Annotated in this window: 18 protein-coding genes and 1 riboswitch; of the genes, 8 read left to right on the forward strand and 10 right to left on the reverse strand. The window is 72.1% G+C overall.

Annotated features, from left to right (window positions below; all coding sequences use genetic code 11):
• Window positions 1-4 precede the first annotated feature (4 nt).
• Window positions 5-1,966 carry a cellulase family glycosylhydrolase gene (locus tag HJC40_RS20910; protein WP_374272313.1) on the reverse strand — a complete coding sequence of 654 codons (1,962 nt, stop codon included), beginning with the start codon at window positions 1,964-1,966 and terminating at the stop codon, window positions 5-7.
• Window positions 1,967-2,282: 316 nt separating this feature from the next.
• Here HJC40_RS20910 and HJC40_RS20915 point away from each other — a divergent pair, with 316 nt between their 5' ends.
• Window positions 2,283-3,113, forward strand: a complete 831-nt coding sequence (locus HJC40_RS20915) for a hypothetical protein (RefSeq protein WP_250002947.1) — start codon at window positions 2,283-2,285, stop codon at window positions 3,111-3,113.
• 28 nt (window positions 3,114-3,141) lie between these two features.
• On the opposite strand, the gene HJC40_RS20920 is transcribed toward HJC40_RS20915, so the two are convergent.
• Entirely contained in the window at window positions 3,142-4,932 is a 1,791-nt protein-coding gene (locus HJC40_RS20920; protein ID WP_250002948.1) for an MDR family MFS transporter, read from the reverse strand.
• 180 nt (window positions 4,933-5,112) lie between these two features.
• On the opposite strand from HJC40_RS20920, the gene pepN reads away from it, so the two are divergent.
• The 4 genes from pepN to HJC40_RS20940 all read left to right on the forward strand — a co-directional run bounded on the left by pepN (window position 5,113) and on the right by HJC40_RS20940 (window position 11,158).
• A complete protein-coding gene (pepN, locus tag HJC40_RS20925; protein ID WP_250002949.1) occupies window positions 5,113-7,533 on the forward strand; it encodes an aminopeptidase N in 2,421 nt (806 codons plus the stop codon).
• 291 nt (window positions 7,534-7,824) lie between these two features.
• The gene (locus HJC40_RS20930; protein ID WP_250002950.1) at window positions 7,825-8,688 is read left to right on the forward strand and encodes a sulfotransferase domain-containing protein; all 864 of its coding nucleotides are present in this window, start codon (window positions 7,825-7,827) and stop codon (window positions 8,686-8,688) included.
• Between the two features lie 381 nt (window positions 8,689-9,069).
• Window positions 9,070-9,246: a hypothetical protein gene (locus HJC40_RS20935; protein WP_250002951.1), complete on the forward strand. Its 177-nt coding sequence runs from the start codon at window positions 9,070-9,072 to the stop codon at window positions 9,244-9,246.
• 37 nt (window positions 9,247-9,283) lie between these two features.
• Window positions 9,284-11,158: an HEXXH motif domain-containing protein gene (locus HJC40_RS20940; protein WP_250002952.1), complete on the forward strand. Its 1,875-nt coding sequence runs from the start codon at window positions 9,284-9,286 to the stop codon at window positions 11,156-11,158.
• 40 nt (window positions 11,159-11,198) lie between these two features.
• Here the strand turns inward: HJC40_RS20940 and fxsT are convergent, their stop codons facing one another.
• Window positions 11,199-12,971: an FxSxx-COOH system tetratricopeptide repeat protein gene (gene fxsT / locus HJC40_RS20945; RefSeq protein WP_308200924.1), complete on the reverse strand. Its 1,773-nt coding sequence runs from the start codon at window positions 12,969-12,971 to the stop codon at window positions 11,199-11,201.
• Window positions 12,972-13,286: 315 nt separating this feature from the next.
• Between fxsT and HJC40_RS45375 the strand changes: the two genes are divergently transcribed.
• Entirely contained in the window at window positions 13,287-13,409 is a 123-nt protein-coding gene (locus tag HJC40_RS45375) for a hypothetical protein (protein WP_284043460.1), read from the forward strand.
• Between the two features lie 31 nt (window positions 13,410-13,440).
• On the opposite strand, the gene HJC40_RS20950 is transcribed toward HJC40_RS45375, so the two are convergent.
• Complete coding sequence (locus HJC40_RS20950; protein WP_250002954.1) at window positions 13,441-15,579, reverse strand: hypothetical protein; 2,139 nt, start codon at window positions 15,577-15,579, stop codon at window positions 13,441-13,443.
• A 316-nt stretch (window positions 15,580-15,895) separates the two neighbouring features.
• Complete coding sequence (locus HJC40_RS20955) at window positions 15,896-16,528, reverse strand: transglycosylase family protein (protein ID WP_250002955.1); 633 nt, start codon at window positions 16,526-16,528, stop codon at window positions 15,896-15,898.
• A gap of 3 nt (window positions 16,529-16,531) precedes the next feature.
• Window positions 16,532-16,680: riboswitch (cyclic di-AMP (ydaO/yuaA leader) on the reverse strand.
• Between the two features lie 151 nt (window positions 16,681-16,831).
• On the opposite strand from HJC40_RS20955, the gene HJC40_RS20960 reads away from it, so the two are divergent.
• Window positions 16,832-18,049, forward strand: a complete 1,218-nt coding sequence (locus HJC40_RS20960) for a serpin family protein (RefSeq protein ID WP_250002956.1) — start codon at window positions 16,832-16,834, stop codon at window positions 18,047-18,049.
• Between the two features lie 52 nt (window positions 18,050-18,101).
• Here HJC40_RS20960 and HJC40_RS20965 read toward each other — a convergent pair whose 3' ends face one another.
• From HJC40_RS20965 to HJC40_RS20975, 3 genes are read right to left on the reverse strand one after another with little or no spacing between them, the layout of a single operon-like run.
• Complete coding sequence (locus HJC40_RS20965; protein ID WP_250002957.1) at window positions 18,102-18,443, reverse strand: STAS domain-containing protein; 342 nt, start codon at window positions 18,441-18,443, stop codon at window positions 18,102-18,104.
• The gene (locus tag HJC40_RS20970) at window positions 18,440-19,678 is read right to left on the reverse strand and encodes a PP2C family protein-serine/threonine phosphatase (protein WP_250002958.1); all 1,239 of its coding nucleotides are present in this window, start codon (window positions 19,676-19,678) and stop codon (window positions 18,440-18,442) included. The genes HJC40_RS20965 and HJC40_RS20970 overlap by 4 nt, the downstream gene beginning before the upstream one ends.
• 50 nt (window positions 19,679-19,728) lie before the next feature.
• Entirely contained in the window at window positions 19,729-20,160 is a 432-nt protein-coding gene (locus HJC40_RS20975; protein ID WP_250002959.1) for a universal stress protein, read from the reverse strand.
• A gap of 182 nt (window positions 20,161-20,342) precedes the next feature.
• Here HJC40_RS20975 and HJC40_RS20980 point away from each other — a divergent pair, with 182 nt between their 5' ends.
• Window positions 20,343-22,214: an MFS transporter gene (locus HJC40_RS20980; protein WP_250002960.1), complete on the forward strand. Its 1,872-nt coding sequence runs from the start codon at window positions 20,343-20,345 to the stop codon at window positions 22,212-22,214.
• A gap of 99 nt (window positions 22,215-22,313) precedes the next feature.
• Here the strand turns inward: HJC40_RS20980 and HJC40_RS20985 are convergent, their stop codons facing one another.
• Both HJC40_RS20985 and HJC40_RS46185 read right to left on the reverse strand, forming a co-directional pair.
• Window positions 22,314-22,511, reverse strand: coding sequence for a DUF2795 domain-containing protein (locus HJC40_RS20985; protein ID WP_250002961.1), 198 nt, complete (start codon window positions 22,509-22,511; stop codon window positions 22,314-22,316).
• Window positions 22,512-22,519: 8 nt separating this feature from the next.
• The gene (locus HJC40_RS46185; protein ID WP_250002962.1) at window positions 22,520-24,610 is read right to left on the reverse strand and encodes an acyltransferase family protein; all 2,091 of its coding nucleotides are present in this window, start codon (window positions 24,608-24,610) and stop codon (window positions 22,520-22,522) included.
• Window positions 24,611-24,618 lie beyond the last annotated feature (8 nt).

A 24,618-nucleotide genomic window follows, 5' to 3' on the forward strand; every position in this document is an offset into this window, starting at 1 on the left:
GAGATCAGCTCAGCGTGCAGCTCACCGCCGGGGTGGCCGCCGGACCACTGCCGACCAGCCCGAACGACGTGCTCGCGCCGGCCGCGAGAGCACCGTTGTGGTCGGCGTTGCGCACAGTCACCGCCGGAGTGGTGAGCACGCCGTTCCACAGCGAGCCGACGGTCGTGCCGCTCGGGTACGTCCACGTCACGGTCCACCGCGCGCCGGCAGCCGTGCCGCTGTTGCGGACGGTGACCTCGGCCTGGAACCCACCGGTCCACGAGGTGGTGGTCTTGTAGGTGGCCGTGCAGCCCTGGTCGGACGGGCCGCCACCGCCGGTCGTCGTGGTCACCGTGCGCGCGGGCGAGGCCGCCGAGACGTTACCGGCCGCGTCCCGGGCCCGGACACTGAACGTGTAGGCGGTCGACGCGGTCAGACCCGTCGCGTTGTACGTCGTCCCGGACACCGTGGCGACGACCGAACCGCCGCGCAGGACGTCGTACGCGGTCACTGCGACGTTGTCCGTCGAGGCGGCCCAGGTGAGGGTGGCTCCGGTGGCCGTCACGTTCGTCGCGGCCGGCTGCCCGGGCACACTCGGCGCGGTGGTGTCGGCCTCGCCGCCGCCGTCGCTGTACCGCTGGCCCAGGCTGATGCCGGTCGTGCTGCCCGTACCGCCCAGGGGCACCTGGTGGTCGAGGCCGACGAACTTGGCGCCGTACTGCCACAGCGCGGGCTTGAGCAGCGCGTACTTCTGCTCGTCCCAGGTCTTCCAGTCGTCCAGCAGCAGGCCGCCGGTGTCGCCGGAGTTCGGGTTGAGCACCCAGAACGTCTGGTGCAGCTTGTTCTCGACGATCAGGTCGCGCAGCGCGGTCATCCACTTGTCCTGCCGCGCGTCCTGGCCGAGCCGGCCGCCCCACTCGCCGATCAGCAGCGGCGCGGTGCCGTCCTCGTGCAGGTAGAACCAGTTCGGCCGCCACACGTCGTCGGTCAGCGAGGCCTTGTCGAACGGCTTGTCGAACCACGGCTGGTTGTACACGAGCGGCCCGTAGTCGTGCGGGGAGTAGACCAGCTGGTCCTGGTTGGCGCCGAGGTTGATCGGGTGATCCCGGACGCCCCGCAGGTTGCCGCCCCACCAGTTGTTGTAGTAGTTCGGCGACAGGTCGGGGTCGGTGTTGGGCGAGCTCCAGGTCTCGCCCTCCCGCGGGTAGATCTCGATGCCCTCGACCAGCACGAGCACGTCGGGGTTGATGGCGAGGATGCGCCGCGCGGCCGTCTCGGCGGTGTTCTTCCAATTGTCGACGGCGGTCGTGTTGTCCCACTTGGCCCGGGTGGTGTCGTTGGCCGTGCCGTGCGGCTCGTTCTTGAGGTCGAAGGCGACGAGCGTGTCGTTGGTCTTCCAGCGCGTCGCGACCCACTCCCAGGCCTGGTAGTACAGCTCCGGCGTGACCGAGCCCTTGTACCAGACCGGGTGGATGTGCCCGGAGTTGTCGGCCTCGGCCGAGTGCACGTCGAGGAGGACCTTGATCCCGTACGTCTCGCAGAGGTCCAGCCAGAACTCGAAGATCTCGAGGCTGTCCATCCCGGCCAGCTCGGGGTTGGCGAAGGTGTTGACGTTGGGGACGGCGGCCTGCCCGTTCTTCCACTCCAGCAGCAGCTGGGTCGAGATCGGCACCCGCACGATGTTGATGCCCCGCTGGGCCATCGACTTCGTGATGTCGGTGATGTTGGCCGACCACAGGCCGTGGAAGACCCGTTCGGACGCGTTGAAGCCGAACCAGTTCGCGCCGGTCAGCCAGACCGGGTCGCCGGCGGCGTCGACGATCTGGTTGCCGTCGACGTGCAGCCAGTCGGTGGCCGGCACGGCGGCGGCGGCCGGCGCCGCCGCCCGGAGCGGGGGATCGGATGCCGCCTGCGCGGCCAGGGCAGGCAGCGTCAGGGTCAGGCCCAGCACGGCGGCCAGGCAGGTGGTCACTCGGGTACGGAACACATGGACTCCCGGGGATCGGAGTGCGCTGCACGGTGGCGGCAGCTGGGAGCGCTCCCATCGGCAGTATTCAATGCGATTCGCGCGAAGGCAAGGCCAGGCGTTTCGCGCGAAGGCAAGGCAGGCGTTCGCGCGAAGGCAAGACCAGCGGAGACGGCGGCGACACTGAGGTCGCCCGGATGCGCCCCGACGAGTTGCTCCGGCTCCCTCCGCGGCGACTACGGCGCGACTGATCGACAACCTTCCCTGGAGGCCGTAGGGTGCAGGGTCTGTGGGAGCGCTCCCACCAGTCCCACCTCATCCCCAGGAGGTCCCCCGCATGCGCCACCCCGTCCGGCCGACCGAAGCCCTCCCCGCCGAACCGGCCCCGACCGGCGTCCGGCACGCTCCGGCCGAAACCGCCACCCTGGTCGACGACGAGATCCGTGACGAACCCGCCGCCGGCCCGATCCCCGATGACGCCGCTCACCGGACATCGGTCCACGCGACCCACCCGGCCCGGAATCACGACACCCACCCGGCGCGGGATCCTGCCGACCGGGCCGCGACGGCCCACCCCACCACTCGGCCCACGCCCGCCGATCACGGTGGGGCTCCGCCGAGGGGCCGCCCCCGCCGGAAGGGAACGGTCGGCCGCGCCCTGCGGGGCCTCGTGGCGCTGGGACTGTTGTCGGTCGCCGCGGCGTGCGGAACGGCCCAGTCGCCCGGCTCGTCCCAGACCCCCGGGGCGGCTCAGCCTCCCGGCGCGGCCCCGGCTCCCGGCGGGGCGCCGGCATCGGGCGCGGCCCGTGGCGCCTCCGGCGCGCCGGCCACCGGCGCGATCCGCACCACCTGCGAGGCTCTGGGCCGGACCTACCAGGCCAACATGGCTCCCCTGGCCGAGTCCCTGACCGCTCTCGTGGCCGACCGCAAGACCATCGCCGGCGCCCAGAAGTCACTGGCCTCATTCGCCACGGCCGTCCAGGAGGCGACCGCCACGAGCGACGACCCCGACCTCAAGGCGGCCGGCAAGCAGGCCGCGAACCAGATGCACGCCAAGTCCACCGACGCCAAGTTCTTCGACGGCATCAAGACGGCCAAGGACGTGAACAAGACCCTCGGCCCGACCCTGACCGGCTGGCTCTCCCCCGTCACCCGCCACTGCTCCTGAGGCGACCGGTGAGCCGGGCCGTGCCGCGCTACAGCCTCGTCCGGCCCGGTGTCTCCGCCTCCGGGGAGTCCCCGGCCGGCCCGGCGACACCCGCCGGCGGGTTGCCGGGCGCAGCCTTCGGGTCGGAGCCGCCGGGGCCGACGGTGGCCGGCTCGCCGGCGTCCGCGAGCGACGCGGGAGCAGCCTCCTCGGCGGCGTCCACGCCCGCCTTGGTCCGCAGCGGGATCTCCGGCAGGAACAGGAAGACCACCAGGCCGACCACCATGATCGCGGCGGCCACCAGGAAGATCATGTCCATCGACGAGGAGAAGCCGGCCTTGAACGGGTAGGCCAGGGCCGGGTTCACGTGGTTCAGGAACGACGTGTCGTTGACCGCCGAGGCGTTCAGGCCGCCCCCGTCGCGCAGCGCCGCGATCACCGGCTGGTTGGCCGGGTCGGCGGCCACGGCCGGGTCGTTCACGGCCTGCTGGAACGCCGGGCCGGCGGTGCGGAAGGCGGCGGCGATCTTGTCGCCCACCGTGGAGAAGAGCAGCGACAGGAACACCGCGGTGCCGGCCGTCGCGCCCATCTGGCGGAAGAACGTGGCCGACGACGTGGCGACGCCGATCTCGCGGGGCGACATGGCGTTCTGCACGGCCAGGGTGATCGGCTGCAGGATCAGGCCGAGCCCCAGGCCGAGGATGGCCATGAAGATGCCCGTACGCCAGAAGGCAGTGTCGACGCCGATCGTGTGCAGCAGGTAGAGCCCGATGGCCGACAGCGCCGCACCCAGCATCGGGAAGATCCGGTAGCGGCCGGTGCGGCTGATCAGCTGGCCGGCGACGATCGAGCCGACCATCAGCCCGGCGGTCAGCGGCAGCAGCTGCAGGCCCGACTCGGTCGGCGACGCGCCCCGCACGATCTGCAGGTACAGCGGCAGCACGGCGAGCCCGCCGAACATTCCCATGCCGACGATGAAGCCGCCGATCGCCGTGAGCCCGAACGTGCGGTTGCGGAAGAAGCGCAACGGGATCAGCGCGTCCTCGCCCATCCGCCGCTCGGCCCAGATGAACAGAGCCAGACCCAGAGCTCCGAGGACGTACGCGGTGACCGAGCGGGCCGAGCCCCAGCCCCAGTCGCGTCCCTGCTCGGCCACCGTCAGCAGCGGCACCAGCCCGACGACCAGCGCGACCGCGCCCCACCAGTCGATGCGGTGGTGGCGACGCACCTGGTCGACGTGCAGCACCCGGGCCACCACGATCAGCGCGAGGATGCCGATCGGCACGTTGACCAGGAAGACCCAGCGCCAGCCGGTGATGCCGAGGATGCTCGGGGCGCCCGCGAAGAACCCGCCGACCACCGGGCCGATGACGCTCGACGTGCCGAAGACGGCCAGGAAGTAGCCCTGGTAGCGGGCCCGTTCCCGCGGCGGCACGATGTCGCCGATGATGGCCAGCGCCAGCGAGAACAGGCCGCCCGCCCCGAGGCCCTGGAAGGCGCGGAAACCGGCGAGCTGGTACATCGAGGTCGCGAACGAGCTGGCCGCCGAGCCGACCACGAAGATCGCGATCGCGGCCAGGAAGAATTTCTTGCGGCCGTAGATGTCGGACAGCTTGCCGTAGAGCGGGGTCGAGATCGTCGCGGTGATCAGGTACGCGGTGGTGACCCAGGCCTGCGCGCTGAGCCCGTGCAGGTCGTCGCCGATGGTGCGGATCGCGGACGCGACGATGGTCTGGTCGAGGGCGGCGAGGAACAGGCCGAGCAGCAGGCCCCCGAGGACCTGCAGCACCTGGCGGTGCGTGAGCCCGGAGGGGGCGGCGGGTGCGGTGGCGGCGCTCATGTCTGCAGCATCTACCCACCGCCCGGGGAGTATTCCGCCCGAGGGACGAGGGTCACGTGCGACCGCCGTCACGCGGCGCCACCGAGCCTGTTTCGGGAGCCGGGGCCGCCGCCGCGCTGCCCAGCCCGCCGGCTGAAAACGGGGCGCCTCCGGCGGGCCCGGGCCCCTACCATCGGGCGGATGAGCCCTCGGAGTCTTACCCAGGTCGAGGCCGAGCAGCGCGCGGCCCTTCTCGCCGTCGAGCGCTACGACATCTCGATCGACCTCACCGACCTGCCCACCGGCTCGGCCGTGGTCTGCGTCTCGACCGTCACCTTCACCTGTCACGAGCCGGGGGCCTCCTCCTTCGCCGACTGCGTGGCGCCGGTCATCTCGGCGACCCTCAACGGCGAGCCGCTGCCCGAGGCCGTCGACGGCCGGATCCCGCTGCCCGGGCTGGCCGGGCGCAACACCCTGCGCGTCGAGACGGTGCAGGCCGACACCACGGACGGCGCGGGCGTGCACAAGTCGGTCGACCCGTCCGACGGCGAGGTGTACGTCTGGACGACCTTCGCGCCCGACGAGGCACGCCATCTGTTCGCCTGCTTCGACCAGCCCGACGTCAAGGTGCCGCACGCGTTCACCGTGACCGCGCCCGCGGCCTGGACGGTGGCCTCCAACAGCGGCGACCCGCGGATCGAGGACCTCGGTGGCGTACGCCGGTGGACCTTCCCCGACACGCCGCCGCTGGCCACCTACAACACCGTCGTCAACGCCGGGCCGCTGCACGAGGTGCGGCGTGAGGCCGGCGGCCACGACCTCGGCCTGTTCTGCCGCCGCTCGCTGGCCCCGCTGCTCGACCGCGACGCCGACGAGATCTTCGCGGTCACCGAGCAGGGCCTGGCGTTCTTCGGCGACGTCTTCGGGCTGCCGTTCCCGCAGCGCAAGTACGACCAGGTGTTCATGCCCGACTTCGGCGGCGCGATGGAGAACTGGGGCTGCGTGACCTGGGAGGACTCGTTCCTCAGCCGGTCCGAGCCGAGCCCGGCCGAGCGCGAGATGCTGGCCGTGGTGCTGCTGCACGAGATGTCGCACATGTGGTTCGGCAACCTGGTGACGATGCGCTGGTGGGACGATCTGTGGCTGAACGAGGCGTTCGCCGAGTTCGCCTGCTACTGGGCGGCCGAGCACGCCACCCGCTACACCGACGCGTGGGTCGGCCTGCTCGCCGCCGACAAGCTCGTGGCCTACCTGGCCGACCAGGGCCCGGTGTCGCACCCGATCCGCCAGCCCGTGCCCGACGTGGCCGAGGCGGCGTCCATCTTCGACGCCATCACCTACCCCAAGGGCGCCGCGGTCCTGCACCAGCTGATGACCTACGTCGGTGAGGAGCAGTTCGTCGCCGGCATGAAGAGCTACTTCGCCCGGCACGCCTGGGGCAGCACCACCCTGCAGGACCTGATCGACGCCCTGGCCGAGACGTCCGGGCGCGACCTGAACGCGTGGCGCGCCGGCTGGCTCGAGACCGCCGGCGTCGACCGGTTCACCTTCGCCGGCCTGACCCTCACCGGCAGCGGCCCGGCCGGCCCGCCCCGGCCGCAGGTGCTGGCCGTCGGCTCGTACGCGAAGGGTCCGTCCGGTCTGACCCGCACGGGACTGGCCCGGGTGGAGGTGCGGGGACCCGAGACGGCGGTGCCGCTGCCCGCGGACGCCGACTTCTACCTGGTCAACGACGACGACCTGACGTTCGCGACGACCCGTCCGTCGGCCGCCGACCGGGCGACCCTGATCAACGAGGCCGGGGCGCTGCCGACGGCGGTGTCGCGCGGCGTCGCGGTCGCCACGGTGTGGGACATGCTGACCAACGGCGAGGCGACGGCGGCCGAGGCGGTGCGCTGCCTGACCTCCGTGCTGGCCACCGAGACGGCCGACACGGTGATCGAGCCCTACCTGCGCCGGGCCGGCGACGCGGCCGAGTTCTGGGCCGGCGACGCCGAGCGCCCGGAGCTGCTCGCGCTGGTCCACGCGACCTGCGCCCGGCTCGCCGGGCAGCCGTCCCGCCGTCAGGTGGCGCTGCGCGGCCTGGCCCGCACGGCGGCCGACCCGGACGAGCTGGCCCGCCTCCGCACGGCCGGCGACGCCGATGTGGACCTGCAGTGGCGCTGCCTCGTGCGCGCGGCCGAGCTGGGTGCCGAGACCGATGCCGACGTGCGTGAACTGCTCGAGCGCGACCCCGACCCGGACGCGACGTACCAGGCGCTGGCGGTGCGCGCGGCGCGTCCCGACGCCGAGGAGAAGGCCGCGGTCTGGCAGGCGCTCGCCGTCGACCGGGCCGTCCCGGTCGGCTCGCTGGGCGTGGTCGCCCGGGCCTTCTGGCGGCCGGGGCAGGACGACATCCTGGCCCCGTACGGGGAAAAGTATCTGGCTCTGCTGCCCGGCTTCGGTCGCGGGGGCATGGTGCCGTCGATGGTCTACTCCAGCCGGCTGCTCCCCCGCGTCGCCACCACGGCCGACTTCCCGGCCGAGGCCGAGAAGGCCGTCGCCGGCGCCGCCCCGGTGGTCCGGCAGACCGTTCTGGAGTACGCCGACGAACTGCGCCGGATGATCCGCTCCCGCGGCTGACCGGCGAGGGGACCGCCGCGCTGGGCGGCGGTCCCCCTGTCGCGTTCGGACAGAGCCGACAGGCCGGCCGATTCGTCCGGCATGACCGGACTCGCACTCAGGAAGCTCCCAGCTGCCAATCTCACAATCTTGATCTGAATTGTTGTAAAGTCCGTGCACACGAGGCTGCGCAAGATCACTTATCCCCCGGTCCGGCCCGCCTCCTGATCAGCCTTGACCAGGCGACACATAACTCCACCTGTCGTAAAGCGTCTCCCGCGATTTCGTAGGTAAAGGACACGGGCTCGGACGATGTTCAACAGCGCTGTCATGTTCGCCAAGCAGAACGCCCCGGAATCGGTGCGCGTCCTGGCGCGCCGCACCATGCTCGAGGCCTACAACGCCCGGCTGCGCGTCACCGTGCCCGTGGCCACACGCAGCGAATTCCAGAATGTCTACCACTGCGCGGTCCGCAAGACGGCCAGCCAGTGGATCAAGGCGGTGTTCAGCGACCCGGTCGTTTATCGCCACTCCGGACTGCTGACCTACGACCCGCGCTTCTACGGCTGGAAGCATCCGCACGTCGTTCCGCGGGAACGCATCGGCCTGTCGCTGTTCATTCCGCGGGCCCGCTTCGACAAGATGCCGAAACCCGAGAGGTATCGCGCGTTCTTCGTCATGCGCGATCCGCGCGACATGGTCGTCTCGAGCTATTTCTCGACCCGCAATTCGCACGGCCCGATGGGTGACGTCCTCGAGCAGCGCCGGGTGCTGCTCGAGATGCCGCGCAAGGAGGGCCTGCTCTGGCTGGTCGACGACCTGGCCCGGAAGGGCCGGTTCAACGTGCTGCGCTCGTGGATCGACGCGCCGCCGTCCGAGGAGGTACGCCTCGTGCGCTACGAGGACCTCACCGGCGACGGCCAGGCCCAGGAGATGGAGCAGTTGCTGCGCCACTGCGGCATCCACCTGCCGCCGGCCGAGCTGGCGCAGACGCTCGACAAGTACAGCTTCGCCAAGATGAACGAGCGGCAGGGCGCGGGCTCGGTCTCGCACTACCGCAAGGGCCAGGCCGGCGACTGGCAGAACCACTTCGACGACGACATCTACGAGGCCTTCGCCAAGGCGACCGGCAACCTGGTCGAGCGTCTCGGCTACCCGTCGTACCAGGAGAAGTGACGTCGCCCGGGTCGCCCGGCCGGGCGACCCGGGCCCCACGAGCCTAGTCAGTGGACTAGGGTGGGACCGAGGCCCGACCGGCCTCGTCAACGGCGTGCCGCGCGCCCATCCCGCGCTCGACGCGCCGGCGATCGTCCGGCACGCCCGCGCCACGCCCGGCCGCACCCGACAGGCCGCCGCAAAAGCGCAGGTGGCGGACACGGTGGCACGGTTAAGCCGAACGGACAGTACCCAATCGCCCGGCGTCCGCTAACGTCCTCACCGTCCGTTTTCCGAACGGTCCTAGCGGCATGTTCGCCCTACGGTTGCAACCCCGCACCTCTAGGATCGAACACGATTATGTCCTAGTTTATCGCCATATCGCTTCATACGGTGGATACCTTGACAGACACTCCGGCGATCGAAACAGATCTCGCCGATCTGCGCGGCACAACCCTGGACCAGCTGTGCCGGCGGGCGCTTCAGGACGCCCTGGAGCCGTATCGCCGTGTCCTGATCGGCCAGGTGGAGCGTCCCCGCCCGAACATCGGCTCGGGACCGCCGGGGCGGGCCGACTGACCGCCAGACCCGCTCGCCGCCTCGGAGGAACCACTCGATGAACCCGGTCACCCGGCACCGCCTGCCCACGACGTCGTTCGCCACGCTGGCCCGAGGCGAGGGCTCGGCCGACATCACCCGCGACTTCTGGGAGACCGAGGAGAGCCGGCGGCTGCTCCTGGTGAGCACCCTCCTCACCGAGATCGCCGAGCAGCCCGGCGGGCTGGGACCGCTGACGCCGGTCGGGTCCGCCCTGGCGATCCTGACCGAAGCGCAGCACCGCGCGCCGGAGGCGGTGCGCGACCTCCTCATGAACCCCGGCGTCGGCAGCGGATGCGCCTACGCCCTGCGCCGGCTCCGCGGCGGCGCCGGCGGCTCGGCCCCCCTCTTCGTCGACCTCGGCATCGTGCCGACGATCGCCCTCGTGGCGGCCGCCCGGGCCGGGCTGACCTGGTCGGCCCGGCTCCCCCTGCGCGACGGCGACCTCATGCTCCACACGTACGGTCTGGCCCGGTTCGCCGGGTCCGCGACGACGGTCGAGGCCACCACCGAGGGCGGAGTCATCCGGCTCCACGACGGCCGGCACACCCTGGTCGTCCCCGGCGGCAAGACGGCCGGCGACAAGACGGCCGGCGACGAGGCGGCCGGCGACGAGGTGGCCGGCGGGTCCGACGCCCCGCGCTGGTGGCCGTTGCGACGGGTGGAAGCCGGCCGCACCCTCCGCATCTCGGTCTGGCTCGACGACCTGGACCCGATGCGTGACCTCGGCGACCCCGTTCCCCCGAGCCGGCTCGACGACGAGGCCTTCGAGCGGTGGCGCCGCCTGATCGAGGACGCCTGGGACCTGCTGTGCCGCGACTACCCCGCCGACGCCGACGCGATGGCCGGGGGCCTCACGGCGATCGTCCCCCTCAAGCACCTGGAGGGCTGGGACACGAGGAGCGCCTCGAACGGCGAGGCCTTCGGCAGTGTCATGGTCTCGGAACCGCCCGACGAGGTCATCATGGCCGTGTCGCTGATCCACGAGTATCAGCACATCAAGCTGGGCGCGCTGCTCCATCTCATCCCCATGACCGGGCCCGACGACGGGTCGCTGTACTACGCGCCCTGGCGTGACGACCCGAGGCCGCTGGGCGGCCTCGTCCAGGGCATCTACGCCTTCTTCGGCATCGCCCGCTTCTGGCAGACCCGGATGCAGAAGACGACGGGCGCCCAACGGGAGATCGCCGCCTTCGAGTACGCCTACACGCTCCAGCAGACGGTCGAGTCGGTCCGCATCGGACTGGCCGCCGCCGGGTTGACCGCCGCCGGGCGGGACCTTCTCGCAGGGCTTCGTGACCAGGTCGACGAATGGCTGGCCAAGCCCTCGGAAGCTGTCGAGCCCCGGATCGAGAGGCTGGCCCGGCTGACCGCCGACAGCCACCGGCTCGGTTGGCGCGTACGGCACTGCCGTCCCCGCGCCGACGAGGTCGCCGCTCTCGCCGCGCTGCTCCGGGCGGGCAAAGTGCTCGAGCCGGCAACGGTGACGGCGGCCGTCGTCGAGCCGCATCCCCGGCTGCGCTGGCGCCAGCGCATCCCGGTGGCCGCCCGGCGGCACGCCGTCACCGGCGACCAGCCGCGATCGGCCACCCCCGACCCGGTGTCCGCGGCCGAGGACGCGTTGCTGGCCCGGGACGCGGCGACCGCCCGGCAGGGGTTCACCGACGCGCTCACCGGCCTCGCCGCCGGCGCCGATCCGTCCATCTCGGACGACGAGGCTCGCGCGTGGGCCGGCCTCGCGATGAGCCTGGCGGCCGAGGGCGACGCGCCCGCCGCGGACGCCGTCCTCCGGCGACCGGATCTGGTACGCGCGCTCTACGCCACCACGGACCGGTCCGTCACGCCGGTCGACGTCGCCCGCCGGCTCGCGCCGGCCTTCGCCGCGACGCCCTGACGCACGGGTCAGAACTGCATCGGCTCAGAACTGCATCGGCTCAGAACTGCATCGGATCGACGTCGCAGTTGGCCCGTTGGCCCGCCTGTGCGGCGCGGATGGCCGGGTGGTCCGGGCCGAGCACCTCGGTGTAGGCGGCGATGGTCTCGCCGTAGAGCGCCGTGCCCTCCTCGGACCGGCCGAGAGCGGTCAGGTCGAACGACAGGTTGAGCGCGCACGCCAGCGTCGAGGGGTGGTTGCGCCCGATGAATTCGCGGCACAGGGCCAGGATCTCCGCGTCGAGGTCGTACGCCTCCTGGTGGCGGCCCTGCGCGGCCAGGTCGCTGGCCAGATTGATGCCGCAGGTGAGCGTCAGGATGTGCTTGGTGCCCAGCTTCGCGCGCAAGCCTTCCCAGGACGCCCGGTTGTGCCGCTCCGAGTCGGTCGTGTCGCCCAGCAGGCGCAGGACGATGCCGAGGTTGGTCCGGGCGTAGAGCGTGTACGGGTGGTCGGCGCCCAGCGTCGCGTGGTAGTCGGCCGCGGTCTGCTCGGCCAGTTCCCGGGCCCGCGGCAGGTCGTCGGACTCGCGCAGGTCGACCGCGAAGTTGAGCGCCGCCGCGATGGTGTCGGGGTGGGTCGGGCCGAACCGGTCGCGGAACCGGTTCATGGTGTCCTCGGCCAGTTTGAAGGCCGCGTCGTGGTCACCGGCCCGCCGCCGGGCCACGGCGAGGTTGCGGGCGATCCGGATGGTCTCCTGGTGTGCGGGGCCGAAGAGCCGGGCGTACCGGTTGTAGTTGTCCTCGACCATCCGCCGCGAGCGCAGGTACTCGCCGCACTCGCGCTCGTCGATGGTGAGGTTGTTCAGGGTCCGCAGGGTCTCCGGGTGATCGTGCCCGAGCGCCGCGATCCGCCGGCGGTAGGTGTCCGCGTCGAGCTGCCGCGCGAGCCGGAACTCCCCGGTCAGTCGCAGGCTGACGCTGAGGTTGTGGGCCGCCCGGAGCGTCTGCGGGTCGTCCTCACCGAGGCTTCGGCGAGCCGTCCGGAAGGCTTCGAGATCGAGTTCCCGGGCTTCGGTGAAGTTGCCGAAGGCGCGCAGGGTCGTGGCCACCTGGACCATCGCGTCGATGGTGCCCTCGTCGTCCGGTCCGACCGTGGCCTGATAGATCCGCAGGCTCTCGCGCTGGATGTCGGCCGCGTCGCCGAAGTTGCCCATCACCCACCAGTAGTAGCCCAGCCACTTGGCCGCGCTCAGCGTCTGCAGATGGTCGCTCCCGAGCCGGGCCCGCCAGTCGTCGACGACCTGCCGGGCCAGGTCACGTCCGGTGCTGTAGTCGCCCCAGTAGAAGTAGAACCGCACCAGGTTGCTGACCACGTCACGGGCCCAGTCGTCCTCACAGGCCCACGACCGCGAGTTGATCAGGTGTGAGGCGAGCGCCTGGTAGCGCAGCCACTGGTCCGGGTCGGCCGGATCGCCCAGTTTGACGCCGGTCAGCAGCAGGTGGGCGCCGTGCTCCATCACGGACTGCCGCTCGGCCGGGATGCTGTCCTGGAGCACCTTCTGCACCAGCCGGTGCAGCTGCAGGCTGTTGCCCCGGTGGTCGATGCGGGCCAGCACGTACTTCTGGATGTCGCGGATGGCCTGGTTGAGCCGGCTCGGGTTCTTGAGCGCCTCGTCGAGCTCCGGCGCCCCCATGGCCGCCCGCACGCCCTCGAACAGGTCGCGGCTGATCGGCTCGGGGGCGAAGAACGAGCACACCTGCAGCAGCTGGAGCGCCGCCGGGTTCTCCACGGCCAGCCTGTCCAGGGCCACGTTGGCCGCCGCGGCGACCGGGATCTCGTAGCCGGGGGCCGGACGAAGTCACCGACGCCGGCCGGGCCGCCGCCGGCCTGGGTCTCCTGGGCCCGGCCGATCGCGTCGTACTCGTAGAGCCCGGACCGCAGCGTGGTGCGGCTGGTGATGGACCACTCCAGCACGCGTCCCAGACGCAGCTCCCGGGCGATCCGGAAGGCGATGGCGGACTTGCCGGTGCCGGGGCTCCCGGTCACCAGCAACGGCCGGCGGAGCCAGAGCGCCGCGTTGACCATGTCGCACTCGGCCCGCGAGGCCCGGCGCACCGGCAGCGTGTCGAAGCGGCCGAGTTTACGGGCGATGTCCACGTCCTCCTCGGGCGGCGCGGCCTCGACCGGCCCGCCGTCGAAGGAACGCCAGGCCGGCGGGTCGGGCAGCCGCAGCCGCCCGTCCTCGGCCGCCGGGATGCCGTCGCCCCGGTAGAACCACCAGCCGGGCGGCTGTTCGGCAGTCGTCATGGCTGGGCCCCCGTGTGATAGACGTTGCGGTCCGGGTCGTCCCAGAGCACGGCCAGGTGCCGGCCCGGGTGCCGGTCCCGCGCGTCCGGCGCGAGCAGACCGGCGTCGTGACGCAGCGCGTGCACCCGGTCGGTCAGCTCGCCCGGCGGCTCGGCGGTGATCTCGTCGAGGTGACCGGCCGGCTCGGCGCCGAGCGTGCCCGGCCGGTGGTCCCAGAGGATGACCGGGATGCCCGCGAGCAGCGCCGATTGCAGCTCCTGACCGCCGGCCCGGTCGTCCGGCGAACTGCCCAGGACGACCGTGGTGAGGTCGGGGTCCTCCCGCAGCCGGGCGGTCCACAGTCCCAGCTCCTCCGAGGCGGGATCGGCGCGGCCCCGGTGCACGCGCGGTTGCGGCGGGTTCTGCCAGAGCGAGCGCCACCGCCGGTTCCAGACGCGATGCCGGCCGGGCTCGCGCATCCGATCGAGGCTGCGCACCACCACGCGGTAGTCGAGGCAGATCGGCACCGGCGCCGGCGAGCCGAGCTCGGTGTGCCACCACTCGACCGCGGTGTTGAGCAGATCCACCGGGAGCAGCAGCTCGATCTCCACCGGCTCGTCGAGGTCGTGCCAGGTGGACTCGGCGTGCCGGATCGCTTCCTGGAGCACGCGTTCGAGGTCCCGGAACGTCGTCCGCCGGGGATCGCTGGGCTCCGGGTCCCAGTGTCGCTGCCGGCGCTGGATCCAGTACCGGACCTGACAGCCGCCGCTCTCGATGCCGTCGCGCTCGATCTGGATGAGCAGGCAGGGCCGGATCGGTGGGCGGCTGCCGTTCCTCTCCCGCGCCACCGCCTCCTCGACGGTCCGGCGGTACGCCGGGTCGAGCTCGCCGATCTGCAGGATCTGCCGGGCCACCCGGTCGGTCCACGCGCGCATCTGACCGGCCAGCCGGGCCGGCGCCCGGGCGGCCACGTGTTCGACGAAGGCGACCAGCGGGGGGACCCGGTCCGGTCCGGCGTTGCGGCCGGCCAGCCGGACGGCCATCCCGGTCAGCGACGTCCGTTCGTCCGGCAGGGGGACCAGCCCGCCGACGGCCGCGTGCCACGCGGCCGCGCCGTCGATGTCCCCGGCCTGGTCGAGGTACTCGCGGAGCCGGGTCATCTCGAGGTCGGGCAACAGGCTGCGGGCGCCGTCGCGTTCCAGCCGCCACACCGGGAACGGCGGGCACTGCGCCAGCAGACCCCGCACGCCGCCGGCCGCGACCAGCGAGCCGTACTGGTGCCACTCGTTGTTCTTGTATTCGTCGCAGTAGTCGACGATGCCGCGGACGACGAACCAGTTGACGCCGCGGTTGGCCACCCCCGCGGCGACACCGGCCGTCTCCATCTCGAAGGCCAGCACCCGGTGGCGGACGGCCAGTTGGTCGCGCAGCGCGCCGTTCTTGAGCAGCACGTCGGCCGACCCGATCGCGCCGAAGTGGACCTTGGGCCGGCCGTCCGGGTGGCCGGAGTCGCGCCGGTCCGGGTGCGGCACCGCTCGCCGGCCGCGGTGCAATTGGTCCTTGCTCTCGTCGGGCCGGGCGAAGACGGCCATCGGGTAGTCGTCGGGCGGCGTGAGCAGGCCGGCCCAGTCCAGCGGCCGGCCGAGGATCTGGTCCTCCTCGAGCCGATGGGCGATGCGCTTGAGGTCCATCGAGATGCCTCCGACCGGCCGGCGCTGCTCGGCCCCGTGCGGCCCCTCCCGGACGTGCCCGTAGTCCACGATGCCGTCGAGGGCGATCACGACGTCGCCCAGCCGGACGTGCTGCTGCGGCTCGCGCGGGGACGGCACCCCGCCGGCGACACCGACCATGATCACGCAGCGCACGTGCGGAAAGCTGCGGAGCATGTCGGTGCAGGTCGCCGCCGCGTTGCGGGTGTTGTCCTCGGCCAGGGTCACCAGCACCACCCGGTGCGGGCGGCCCGGCTCCGCGCTGTCCAGGTGACCCATCCGGTATTCGTTCGGGTCGTCGACCATGCGGACCGTGCGGGGCCCGGCCATCAGCGTGCGCATCGCCGCTCCCTCGATCGCCAGGGCGGCGATGATCCCGATCGTCACGTCGGGAAAGGCGTCGGCCTCCGCCGGGGCGGACCGATAACTGCCGTCAGGTGCTGACATCTCACGAGGCCGGTGACCGGTGAGAACGCCTCCTATCAGGCAAAGCGGTGGCCCAGTTCGATCGGTTCCATGCCAACTCACGACCCCCGTCAGAAGAGATCACTTCTACTGAGCGCCACGCCCGGCCACCACAGTGTTACAGAGTTGCGCACACCACACAACGATCACCAAACGATCGTGGAATGCGGTGGGAATGTTCCGCCCGAAAAGGACGCCGGCCATTCAAGATCGGAGTGAATCCAATGATCGAGGTAAATGGGATTTCGCCGGTGACGGGTCCGGCCCGGCCGCGACGGCCGGGCCGGACCCGGCGGCGTCAGAGCGCGAGCCGCTGACCCGGGAAGATCACGTTCGGGTTGTCCACGACAGACCGGTTGAGCTGGTAGAGAGCCTTCCAGCCGCCCTTGACGTGGTTCTTCGAGGCGATCTTGGCCAGGGTGTCGCCGGAGCGGACGACGTAGTGCTTGCCCGTGGCCTTCGCCGCCACCGTCGACTTCTTCACCGTCGACTTCTTCACCGTCGACTTCTTGGTCACCGAAGTGGACTTCTTCGTGGCCGAAGAGGACTTCTTGGCGCCGCCGGTGTTCTTCGCCGCGTACGACTTGCTCGAGCCGGCCTTCTTGCCGCACACCGGCCAGGCGCCGATGCCCTGCCCGTCGAGCACCTTCTCGGCGATCCGGATCTGCTCGGAGCGGGTCGCCTTGTCGGCCGTCGAGGCGTACTTGGTACCGCCGTACGCCTTCCACGTGCTGCGGCTGAACTGCAGACCGCCGTAGTAGCCGTTGCCCGTGTTGATGCTCCAGTTGCCGCTGGACTCGCACTGGGCGATGGCGTCCCAGTTCACGGCCGCCTGAGCGGGCGAGGCCGGGCCGAGCAGGCTCACCGCGCCGGCGACACCGGCCGCCGTCAGGCCGAGAGCGACCCGGGTCTTCTTTCCGAATGTGGACATCACAAAAAACCTCCACGCCTGCGAGGTCAGCTGTCGGGTTCGGGCTGAGGTGCCCGGCCGCACGTGGCGGCTTCACCCCGAGGCGCACATCCGTGCGCCGGAGAACGTGTGGGTCCCCCGCTCCCTGCCTCAGGATCGGGTCCACCGGGCGACGGCAGGGACTCGGCGATCCGCCCGGGGCGTCCGCGATGGCGGACCGGCCGACGGTAACCACGAGTGACCCCGTACGGCCAACTCCGACAGCACGAACGTGAAAATGCTCTCAGGTCGGGGGAACCGCCGAAGATCAGCCGTCGTCGGAGGGTGGTGATCCGTTTTCTGACCACAGCCGCCCTGGTCAGCGGCCTGCTTGTCACGGCCGGCTGCGGCGGCGGCGCACCGCCCGGCGACGCCGCCCGGATCGACGCGAGCCTGGTGGCCGATCTCACCCCGGCCGACGCCGTCGCGGTCGGCCGGGCCGTCGGCGACTTCGCGTTCGACCTGTTCGACGAGGTGTCCGAGGCCGATCGGAACGCCGTCACGTCACCGCTGTCGGTCGCGGTGCTGCTGGCCATGATCTCGGCCGGCGCGGACGGGGACACCGGCGCCGAGATGGCGAAGGTGCTCGGGTTGCGCGAGGGCCCCGACCCCCGCGTCGGCGCTCTGCTGCGATCGCTGGCCGACACCGAGGACGTCACCCTCTCGGTCGCCAACGCGCTGCACAGTGACGGCCCGCTCGAACAGGACTACCTGAGCTTCGTCCGCCGCGCGTTCGGCGCCACCCTGGAACAGAGTGATCTCGCCTCGCCGGAGGCCGCCGAGGCCATCGACGACTGGGTGAGCAAGAACACCAACGGCCGCATCCCCGAGATCGCCGCCGACCTCGGGCTGCCCGACCCGCAAGCGGTTCTCGTGCTGCTCAACACGGTCTACTTCCTCGGCGAGTGGACGAGCAGCTTCGACGACGACGACACCCGGCCGGCGCCGTTCGCCGCGCCCGGTGGCCGGGCCGACGTCCCGATGATGCATCTGGACGCCCAGAGCTTCCCCTACACGGACCGCGACGGCTACCGCATGGTCCGCCTGCCCTACGGCGAGGACGGCCGGTTCGGCATGGAGATCATTCTGCCCGACGACGGGCGCGATCCGGATCTGGACGCCGCCGAGTGGCGCGCCGCCGTCGGCAGCCTCAGCCCGGCGCGGATCGACGAGCTCGCCCTGCCCCGCTTCGAGCTGCGCTGGTCGGCCGAGCTGGGGACCCCGCTGCGGCGCCTGGGCCTGGCCGCCGCCTTCGACCCGGGCCGGGCCGACTTCCGCCCGATGTCCCCGGCCGCGCCGGCTCTGGGCCGGGTCGTCCACAAGACGTACGTCAAGGTCGACGAACGGGGCACCGAGGCGGCCGCCGTCACGGGCGGGGTGATGACCACCTCGGCGCGGACGGGCACGCTGACCTTCCGCGTGGACCGGCCGTTCCTGTTCACGATCTCCGACCGGGAGACCGGGACGATCCTGTTCCTCGGCCGGGTCACCGACCCGCGTTGAGCACCGATGCCGGCGTCCCCGATCCTCGCCGAGGACCGATCTCGAGCGCCGCTCAGGCCAGGGCGTCCTCGACGCTGGGATACAGGGCGAGCATCCGGTCGAGGTTGACCACCGCGATCACCGTCGAGACCGGCGGGTGGACCTCGGCCAGCCGCAGGGAGGCGCCCCGCTCGCCGGCCAGCCGGTGCAGCAGGACGAACGTCCGCAGACCGCTGGAGTCGCAGAAGGCGAGACCGCCCAGGTCGAGGACCAGCCGTTCGACGCCGGAGCCGAGCGCGGCCCGGCCGGCCTCCTCGAGCACGTGGGCGATGTCGCGGTCGAGCTCGCCGCCGACGGTGAGCACGGTGACCCGGCCGTCCGCCTTGCCCACGGTCACCGTCAACTGATCCGTCATTCCGCGTCCTCGTCCTTGTCTTCCTGCGCCGCCTTGGGCACTGTATTCAACGCGGCGGCGGCCGACCACTGCACCAGCATCAGCGTGGCGTCGTCGGCCGGCGGGCCACCCTGGTGCTCGAGGACGCTGTGGGTCAGCCGACGCACCGTCTCGGGCGCGGGCAGACCGGCGGCCGCGCTGCGCTCGACCAGGTCGATCATGCGGGCTTCGCCGAACCGGTCGCCGGCGGCCGTCCGCGCCTCGGTCACGCCGTCGGTGTAGAGCAGCAGCCGATCATCGGGCTCGAACGCCTCCTCGGCCACCTCGACGTCCGTGTCGGGCAGGCCCAGCGGCAGGCGGCGCCCACCGGTCAGCTGCCCCACCGCCCGCCCGTCCCGCAGCACGATCGGCGCCGGATGCCCGGCGTTGAGGTAGCGCAGGCGGCCGGTCTCGAGGTCGAGCTCGGCCAGCACGCCGGTGGCGAAGCGGCTGTCGTGGAACTGCTCGGTCAGCGCCCGGTCGACCGCCCGGGCCTGGTCGACCAGTCCCCCGCCGGCCCGCCGGGTGGCCCGGATCGCGGCCAGGGCGACCGCGCACGTCAGGCCGGCCTCGAGGCCGCGCCCGGCGCCGTCCAGCACCGCCAGCGACATGATGCCGTCGTCGACCGCGTAGTCGAACCCGTCGCCGCCCACGTCGTAGCAGGGCTGCAGGAAGGCGCTGACCACCGCCCGGTCGAAGCTGGCGGTCAGCGGCGGCAGCAGCGCCCACAGCAGCTCCGCGTTGGTGGACATCGACCCGGACCGGCGGGCCCGCTCGAGCCCGTCGCCGCGCACCTCGACGGCGGCGGCCAGATGCCCGATCAGCCCGGCGACCAGCTCACAGCGCCGCAGGAAATCGGGCTCCGCGGTGTCGGCCGTCTCCTCGGCCACGACCTCGATCACGCCGAGGCGGTCGGTGCCGTCGACCATCGGCACCCACCACCGTCGTTCGTCCCCGGCCCGGGCCGAGCGGACGCGGGCGAACGCCCGGCCGGCCAGGGAGCCGTCCACCGGCAGCGGTTCCGGCGCCGCCCCGGGCTGACGCAGGGGGATCAGCGCCGTCTGCTCGTAGTTCACCACCCAGACGCGCGTGTGCAGGCCCACCCGGGCCATCACCTCGGCCAGGGACGGCGCGAGATCCTGGGGAAGCCACAGGTGCACGCCGCGCAGCAGGTCCTGTATCGCCTCGAACCAGCGCAGGTCGGTCGCTCGATCCATGGCGCTCACCTTAAGCCCGCGAGCCCCGGGCGCTCAGCAAGTGCGGCGCCTCAGCGCACGACGGTCACCGGACAATTCGCGTACGCCGCGACGTGCTGGCTGACCGAGCCGAGCACCAGCCCCGCGAAGCCACCGTGCCCGCGGTGTCCGACCACGAGCAGATCGGCGCCGGCCGACTCGTCGATCAGCACCTTTGCCGGCCGGCCCTGCCGCACGTGCGCCTCGACCGGCACCGGCGGGTTCTCGCCCAGCTCCTCCTTGATCACCTGAAGCAGCTCCTCGGACGTCGTCTGGCTGGGCTCCGGCACCATGCGCTCCGACACGCTGACACTGCCCACCGGTGGCAGCAGCGTGTGCTCCCAGACGTTGACTACGCGCAGGCCAGCGCCGTGATCCGCAGCCTCCGCGGCGGCCCAGGTGAGAGCCGCGCGGCTGCCCGGTGACCCGTCGACGCCGACCACGATGGTCGTCCATCCGCTCATCACGTCACCTCCGGTGCTGATTACAGGCCCGGCGCCGGAGCGGAATCAACGCTCCGGTGAGGAAACCGCAGCCAGATGCATGTATCGACATCTCTGGTTGCGAGCCCTCCCGGATCGGTTTAGCGTCGGAAACGGAGTGTGTGATCTAGATCACTCTCAGCGACAACCGGGAGGCCGGAGCCATGACCACCACCACGTCGGACACCGTCTCCACGGAGTCCGGGGCCGAGCGCAAACCGCTGATGACCGGCACCGCTCTGCTGATGATGAACCTCGGGTTCTTCGGGGTCCAGTTCAGCTTCGGCCTCACCCAGTCCGCGGTCAATCCGCTGTTCCTGCTGATCGGCGCTGATCCTGAGCAGCTGCCGATCCTCAACCTGGCCGGACCGGTCACCGGCCTGATCATCCAGCCGCTGATCGGCGCCATCAGCGACCGCACCTGGCATCCCCGGTGGGGCCGGCGCCGGCCGTTCATCGTCGCGGGCGCGATCCTCTGCGCGCTCATCCTGTTCCTGTTCCCGTTCGTCGGCGTGCTCTGGCTCGGCGTCATCTGCTTCTGGCTGCTCGACGCGGGCAACAACACCTCGATGGAGCCGTACCGGGCCTTCATCTCCGACCGGTTGCCGAAGTCCCAGCTGGCCCGCGGCTTCCTGACCCAGAGCATGTTCACCGGCGCGGGCGCGGTGCTGGCCAACGTGTCGCTGTTCGCCCTCCAGAAGGTCGACGCCCTGCAGACCGAGGCCGGCAACGGGGTTCCGTACTGGATGTTCGTCTGCTTCATGATCGGCACGGTCTGCATCCTGCTCACCGTCCTGACGGCCATGGCCCGGACGAAGGAGATCCAGCCGTCGGAGGACGAGCTGGCCGAGATGCGGTCCGCCCCCAAGGGCCTGGGCCACGCGGTCCGCGAGATCGCCGACGCCGTCCGCACGATGCCGGTGGCCATGCACAAGATCGGTGTCGTGTTCGCGTTCCAGTGGTACGCGATGTTCATCTACTGGCAGTTCCTGGCGGTCAGCCTGGGCGAGACGGTGTTCGGCGCCGACCCCGAGCAGGGCGGCCCGGCCTGGGACGACGCGATCGGCTGGAGCGGCCTCCAGAACGGCGCCTACAACTTCGTCACGATGGTCTCGGCGCTGTTCCTGGTCGGCTTCGCCCAGCGGATCGGGGCCAAGCGGGTGCACGCCATCGCCCTCGGCCTGGCCGCCCTGTCGCTGGTCTGGCTGGCCCGCATCGACAACCAGTACACCGCGCTGGTCCCGATGATCGGCGTCGGCATCTTCTGGGCGAGCGCGGTCGGCATCCCGTACCTGATGGTGGCCAGCATGGTGCCGGCCAAGCGCACCGGCGTCTACATGGGCATCCTCAACATGATGATCGTCGTGCCGATGCTGGTGCAGACGATCACGTTCGGCTGGATCTACGAGCACTGGCTCGACGGCAAGGGCAGCAACGCGATCACCCTGGCCGGTGTGCTGCTCGGCATCGGCGCGATCGCCATGCTCTGGGTCGACCCGCCCGCCGAGGCCGACGAGTCCCCGATCGTCCCGCTGGGCGGCCGGCGCAGCATCACCGTCTACGACCGGGTCGTGGTCGGCTCGGACGGCACGGCCACCAGCCTGTACGCGGTGGACCGGGCGGCCGAGGTGGCGCAGGCGGCCCAGGCCCGGCTGGTGGTCGTCACGGCGTACCGCGACGACGACGACCCGCCGGGCGCCGCCGCCGAGGGCGTGCACCGCGACCTGTACGGCGCCGACACCGCCCGCCAGGCGCTGAGCCAGTCGGTCACCAACCTGACCCGGGAACGGGCCCGCTACATCGAGCAGCTGTTGGTCCGGGGCGACCCGGCGCAGGCCCTGCTGGACACGGTGGGCAACAACCCGGCCAACCTCATCGTCGTGGGCAACCGCGGCCTGGGCGCCAGCCAGGGCCAGCTGCTCGGTTCGGTGCCGGCCGCGGTCGTCCGCAACGCCGTCTGCGACGTGCTGGTGGTGCAGACCTCCGCCCTGGACGAGGAGCGCCTCTTCGCCAAGGACGCGTCGAAACCGGCCTGATCCGCGGCCACCGGCCTGACCCGTCGGCGCCGGGAAGCGTCCGCTCACGCGGAGGCTCCCGGCGCCAGGCGTTCGTGGGTCTCGAGCCGTTCGTGGGCGTCAGGCGTGCTTGGTGCGCAGCCCGTCGCGGACGTCGACGAGGTTGCGATAGACGCCGAGCGGAAGGTCGGCGATCAGCCCCAGGAGGTGGCTGTCGCCGGTCTGGCTCCGGGCGTGGTTGAGCAGGTCCTGACGGTTGGCCGGATAGCCGGCGGCGCGCAGCGTCTCGGCCACCTCGGCCCATTCGGTGCTGTCCATGCCGATGCCTACCCCGGCTTCACCGGGCTTAACGGCGGAGTTGTGACAGCCAGGCGCGCCAGTTGCGGCAGCAGCCAGGGCGCGATGTGACGCCGTACGCCGGCCGGGGTGAAGTGCAGGCCGTCGCTGCGGATCCGGACGCCGCCGGCGCGCCAGGTGAAGCGGCCGTCCGGGCAGACCCGGCGGTTGAGGTCGAGGACCACGGCGCCGCGGCGCTCGGCGGTGGCTCGCAGCAGGGTGTTCCAGGCGTCGACGCGCCCGGGCTCGTCCTCCGGCCACAGTCCGCCGTCCGGTCGTTCCGCGCGGCGCGTGTACGGCGCGGTGAGCAGCACCGGGAGCGCGCCCCGGCCGGTGACGACGTCGATCGCGAGATTGAGTTCCTTGCGCAGGTACGCGTCGTAGGCGGGCTCGCCGACGTGCCGGTAGCGGCCGCCCAGCTTGCGGTCCATCAGCTCCCAGCGGTCGAGCAGGATCACCGCCACGTCGGGGTCGTCCCGGCCGACGTCCCGGCGCCAGCGCCGGTCCCAGGTCTCGCAGCCCGGATAGTTGGTGTGCGCGAAGCCGATGTAGCGGACGTCCGGCAGCCGGGCGATGCCGCACCCCTGCACGCCGCGGGACTCGACGTCCAGCTTCGACTGCTCGGGCAGATAGGTGCCGAGCGTCCAGGCCACCGAGTCGCCGAAGATGCTGATCCGCGGTTGCCCGCCGGCCCGCCGCCCGGGGCGGTCGACCGGGGCCGGTTCCGTCTTGCGAGCCGGCCCCGTCGCCGTTCCGCCCGACCGCCGGGCCGGTGGTTCGCCGAACGCCCGCGGGGCCGGTGGACCGGCCGGCCCGGCCAGGGCCTGGTCCAGGTCGATGGGCGGGGCCGGCGGCAGCGGGGGCGGCACGGTCGCCAGCACGGCGACCGCCGCGGTCACGGCGATCGCCCCGCCGGACAGGGCCGGGGTGCGCAACGGCCGGCCGATCCACCGGGCCCGCCGGACCGGACGCTCGACGAGCACATAGGACACGACGGCGACTGCCACCGTGGCGGCGCACCGCACGCCGAGCAGGGCCGGCCCGGTGAGTCCGGTGCGCTCGGCGTCGATCCACTGGAACAGCGGCCAGTGCCACAGATAGACGCCGTAGGAGATACGCCCCAGCCAGACCAGCGGGGGCAGGGCCAGCAACCGGGCCGTCGGGGACCGCGGCGAGACCACCGCGTGGGCGAGGACCGCGGCCACGGCGAGCGCGGCGATCACCAGCTCGCCGCGATAGAGCCGCGGATCGGCGCCGTCCGCCGTGACCCAGAGCCAGCCGGTGACCCCGGCGCCCACGGCCGCGAGGGCGCCCAGCAGCCGGCCGCCCACCCGCCGCCCGCCGAACCGCGCCAGGCCGCCCATCCGGCCCCCGCCGAACCGCACCCGCCCACTGGACACAAGCCGCTTGTCGGACCGGACCCGGCCGCCCGACAGGACGACAGCGAGCGCGGCGCCGATCAGCAGCGCCATCGCCCGGGTGTCCGTGCCGTAGTAGGCCCGGTCCGGGCCGGCCGGACCGAGCACCGCGGCCGCCATCGCCGACGCCGCGGCCCCGGTGAGGCAGGCGGCCAACAGGAATCGCCGCCCGAGCAGCGCCAGCAGGGCCACCACGATCAGCGGCCACAGCAGATAGAACTGCTCCTCGATGCCCAGCGACCAGGTGTGCTGCAGGGGCGAGGGCGCGGCCGTCTCGGCGAAGTAGCCGCCGCCCCGATCGGCCATCCGCCAGTTGGCCACGTAGGCCAGCGCGGCCAGGGCGTCCAGGCGCAGCGCGGGCAGTTCCTCCGGGGCGAGCAGCCGGCGACCGACCAGCAGCACCACGGTCAGCAGCACGAGCAACGCGGGCAGCAGCCGGCGGGCCCGGCGGGCCCAGAAGGCCCGCAGGTCGATGCGTCCCGACCGCCGGTGCTCGGCCAGCAGCAGCGACGTGATGAGGAAGCCGGACAGGACGAAGAACGCGTCGACGCCGAGGAAGCCGCCGCCCAGCGCGGCGACCCCGCCGTGGAACAGCAGGACCGCGCTGACGGCCAGGCCGCGGACGCCGTCGAGGGCGGGACGGTAGGGGAAGGAGTCGCGCACAGCGGCGC

The organism is Actinoplanes sp. M2I2, assembly GCF_023544445.1.
In the GTDB taxonomy this organism is placed as follows: domain Bacteria; phylum Actinomycetota; class Actinomycetes; order Mycobacteriales; family Micromonosporaceae; genus Actinoplanes.

What these genes read in the sequence shown, in the direction of transcription:
- HJC40_RS20965 (WP_250002957.1), bottom strand. Translation starts at nt 18,443, where the DNA reads ATGACGGATCAGTTGACGGTGACCGTGGGCAAGGCGGACGGCCGGGTC.
- HJC40_RS20920 (WP_250002948.1), bottom strand. Translation starts at nt 4,932, where the DNA reads ATGAGCGCCGCCACCGCACCCGCCGCCCCCTCCGGGCTCACGCACCGC.
- HJC40_RS20955 (WP_250002955.1), bottom strand. Translation starts at nt 16,528, where the DNA reads ATGTCCACATTCGGAAAGAAGACCCGGGTCGCTCTCGGCCTGACGGCG.
- HJC40_RS20970 (WP_250002958.1), bottom strand. Translation starts at nt 19,678, where the DNA reads ATGGATCGAGCGACCGACCTGCGCTGGTTCGAGGCGATACAGGACCTG.
- HJC40_RS20930 (WP_250002950.1), top strand. Translation starts at nt 7,825, where the DNA reads ATGTTCAACAGCGCTGTCATGTTCGCCAAGCAGAACGCCCCGGAATCG.
- HJC40_RS20980 (WP_250002960.1), top strand. Translation starts at nt 20,343, where the DNA reads ATGACCACCACCACGTCGGACACCGTCTCCACGGAGTCCGGGGCCGAG.
- HJC40_RS45375 (WP_284043460.1), top strand. Translation starts at nt 13,287, where the DNA reads ATGTCCACGTCCTCCTCGGGCGGCGCGGCCTCGACCGGCCCGCCGTCG.
- HJC40_RS20950 (WP_250002954.1), bottom strand. Translation starts at nt 15,579, where the DNA reads ATGTCAGCACCTGACGGCAGTTATCGGTCCGCCCCGGCGGAGGCCGAC.
- HJC40_RS20975 (WP_250002959.1), bottom strand. Translation starts at nt 20,160, where the DNA reads ATGAGCGGATGGACGACCATCGTGGTCGGCGTCGACGGGTCACCGGGC.
- HJC40_RS20940 (WP_250002952.1), top strand. Translation starts at nt 9,284, where the DNA reads ATGAACCCGGTCACCCGGCACCGCCTGCCCACGACGTCGTTCGCCACG.
- HJC40_RS20985 (WP_250002961.1), bottom strand. Translation starts at nt 22,511, where the DNA reads ATGGACAGCACCGAATGGGCCGAGGTGGCCGAGACGCTGCGCGCCGCC.
- HJC40_RS20915 (WP_250002947.1), top strand. Translation starts at nt 2,283, where the DNA reads ATGCGCCACCCCGTCCGGCCGACCGAAGCCCTCCCCGCCGAACCGGCC.
- pepN (WP_250002949.1), top strand. Translation starts at nt 5,113, where the DNA reads ATGAGCCCTCGGAGTCTTACCCAGGTCGAGGCCGAGCAGCGCGCGGCC.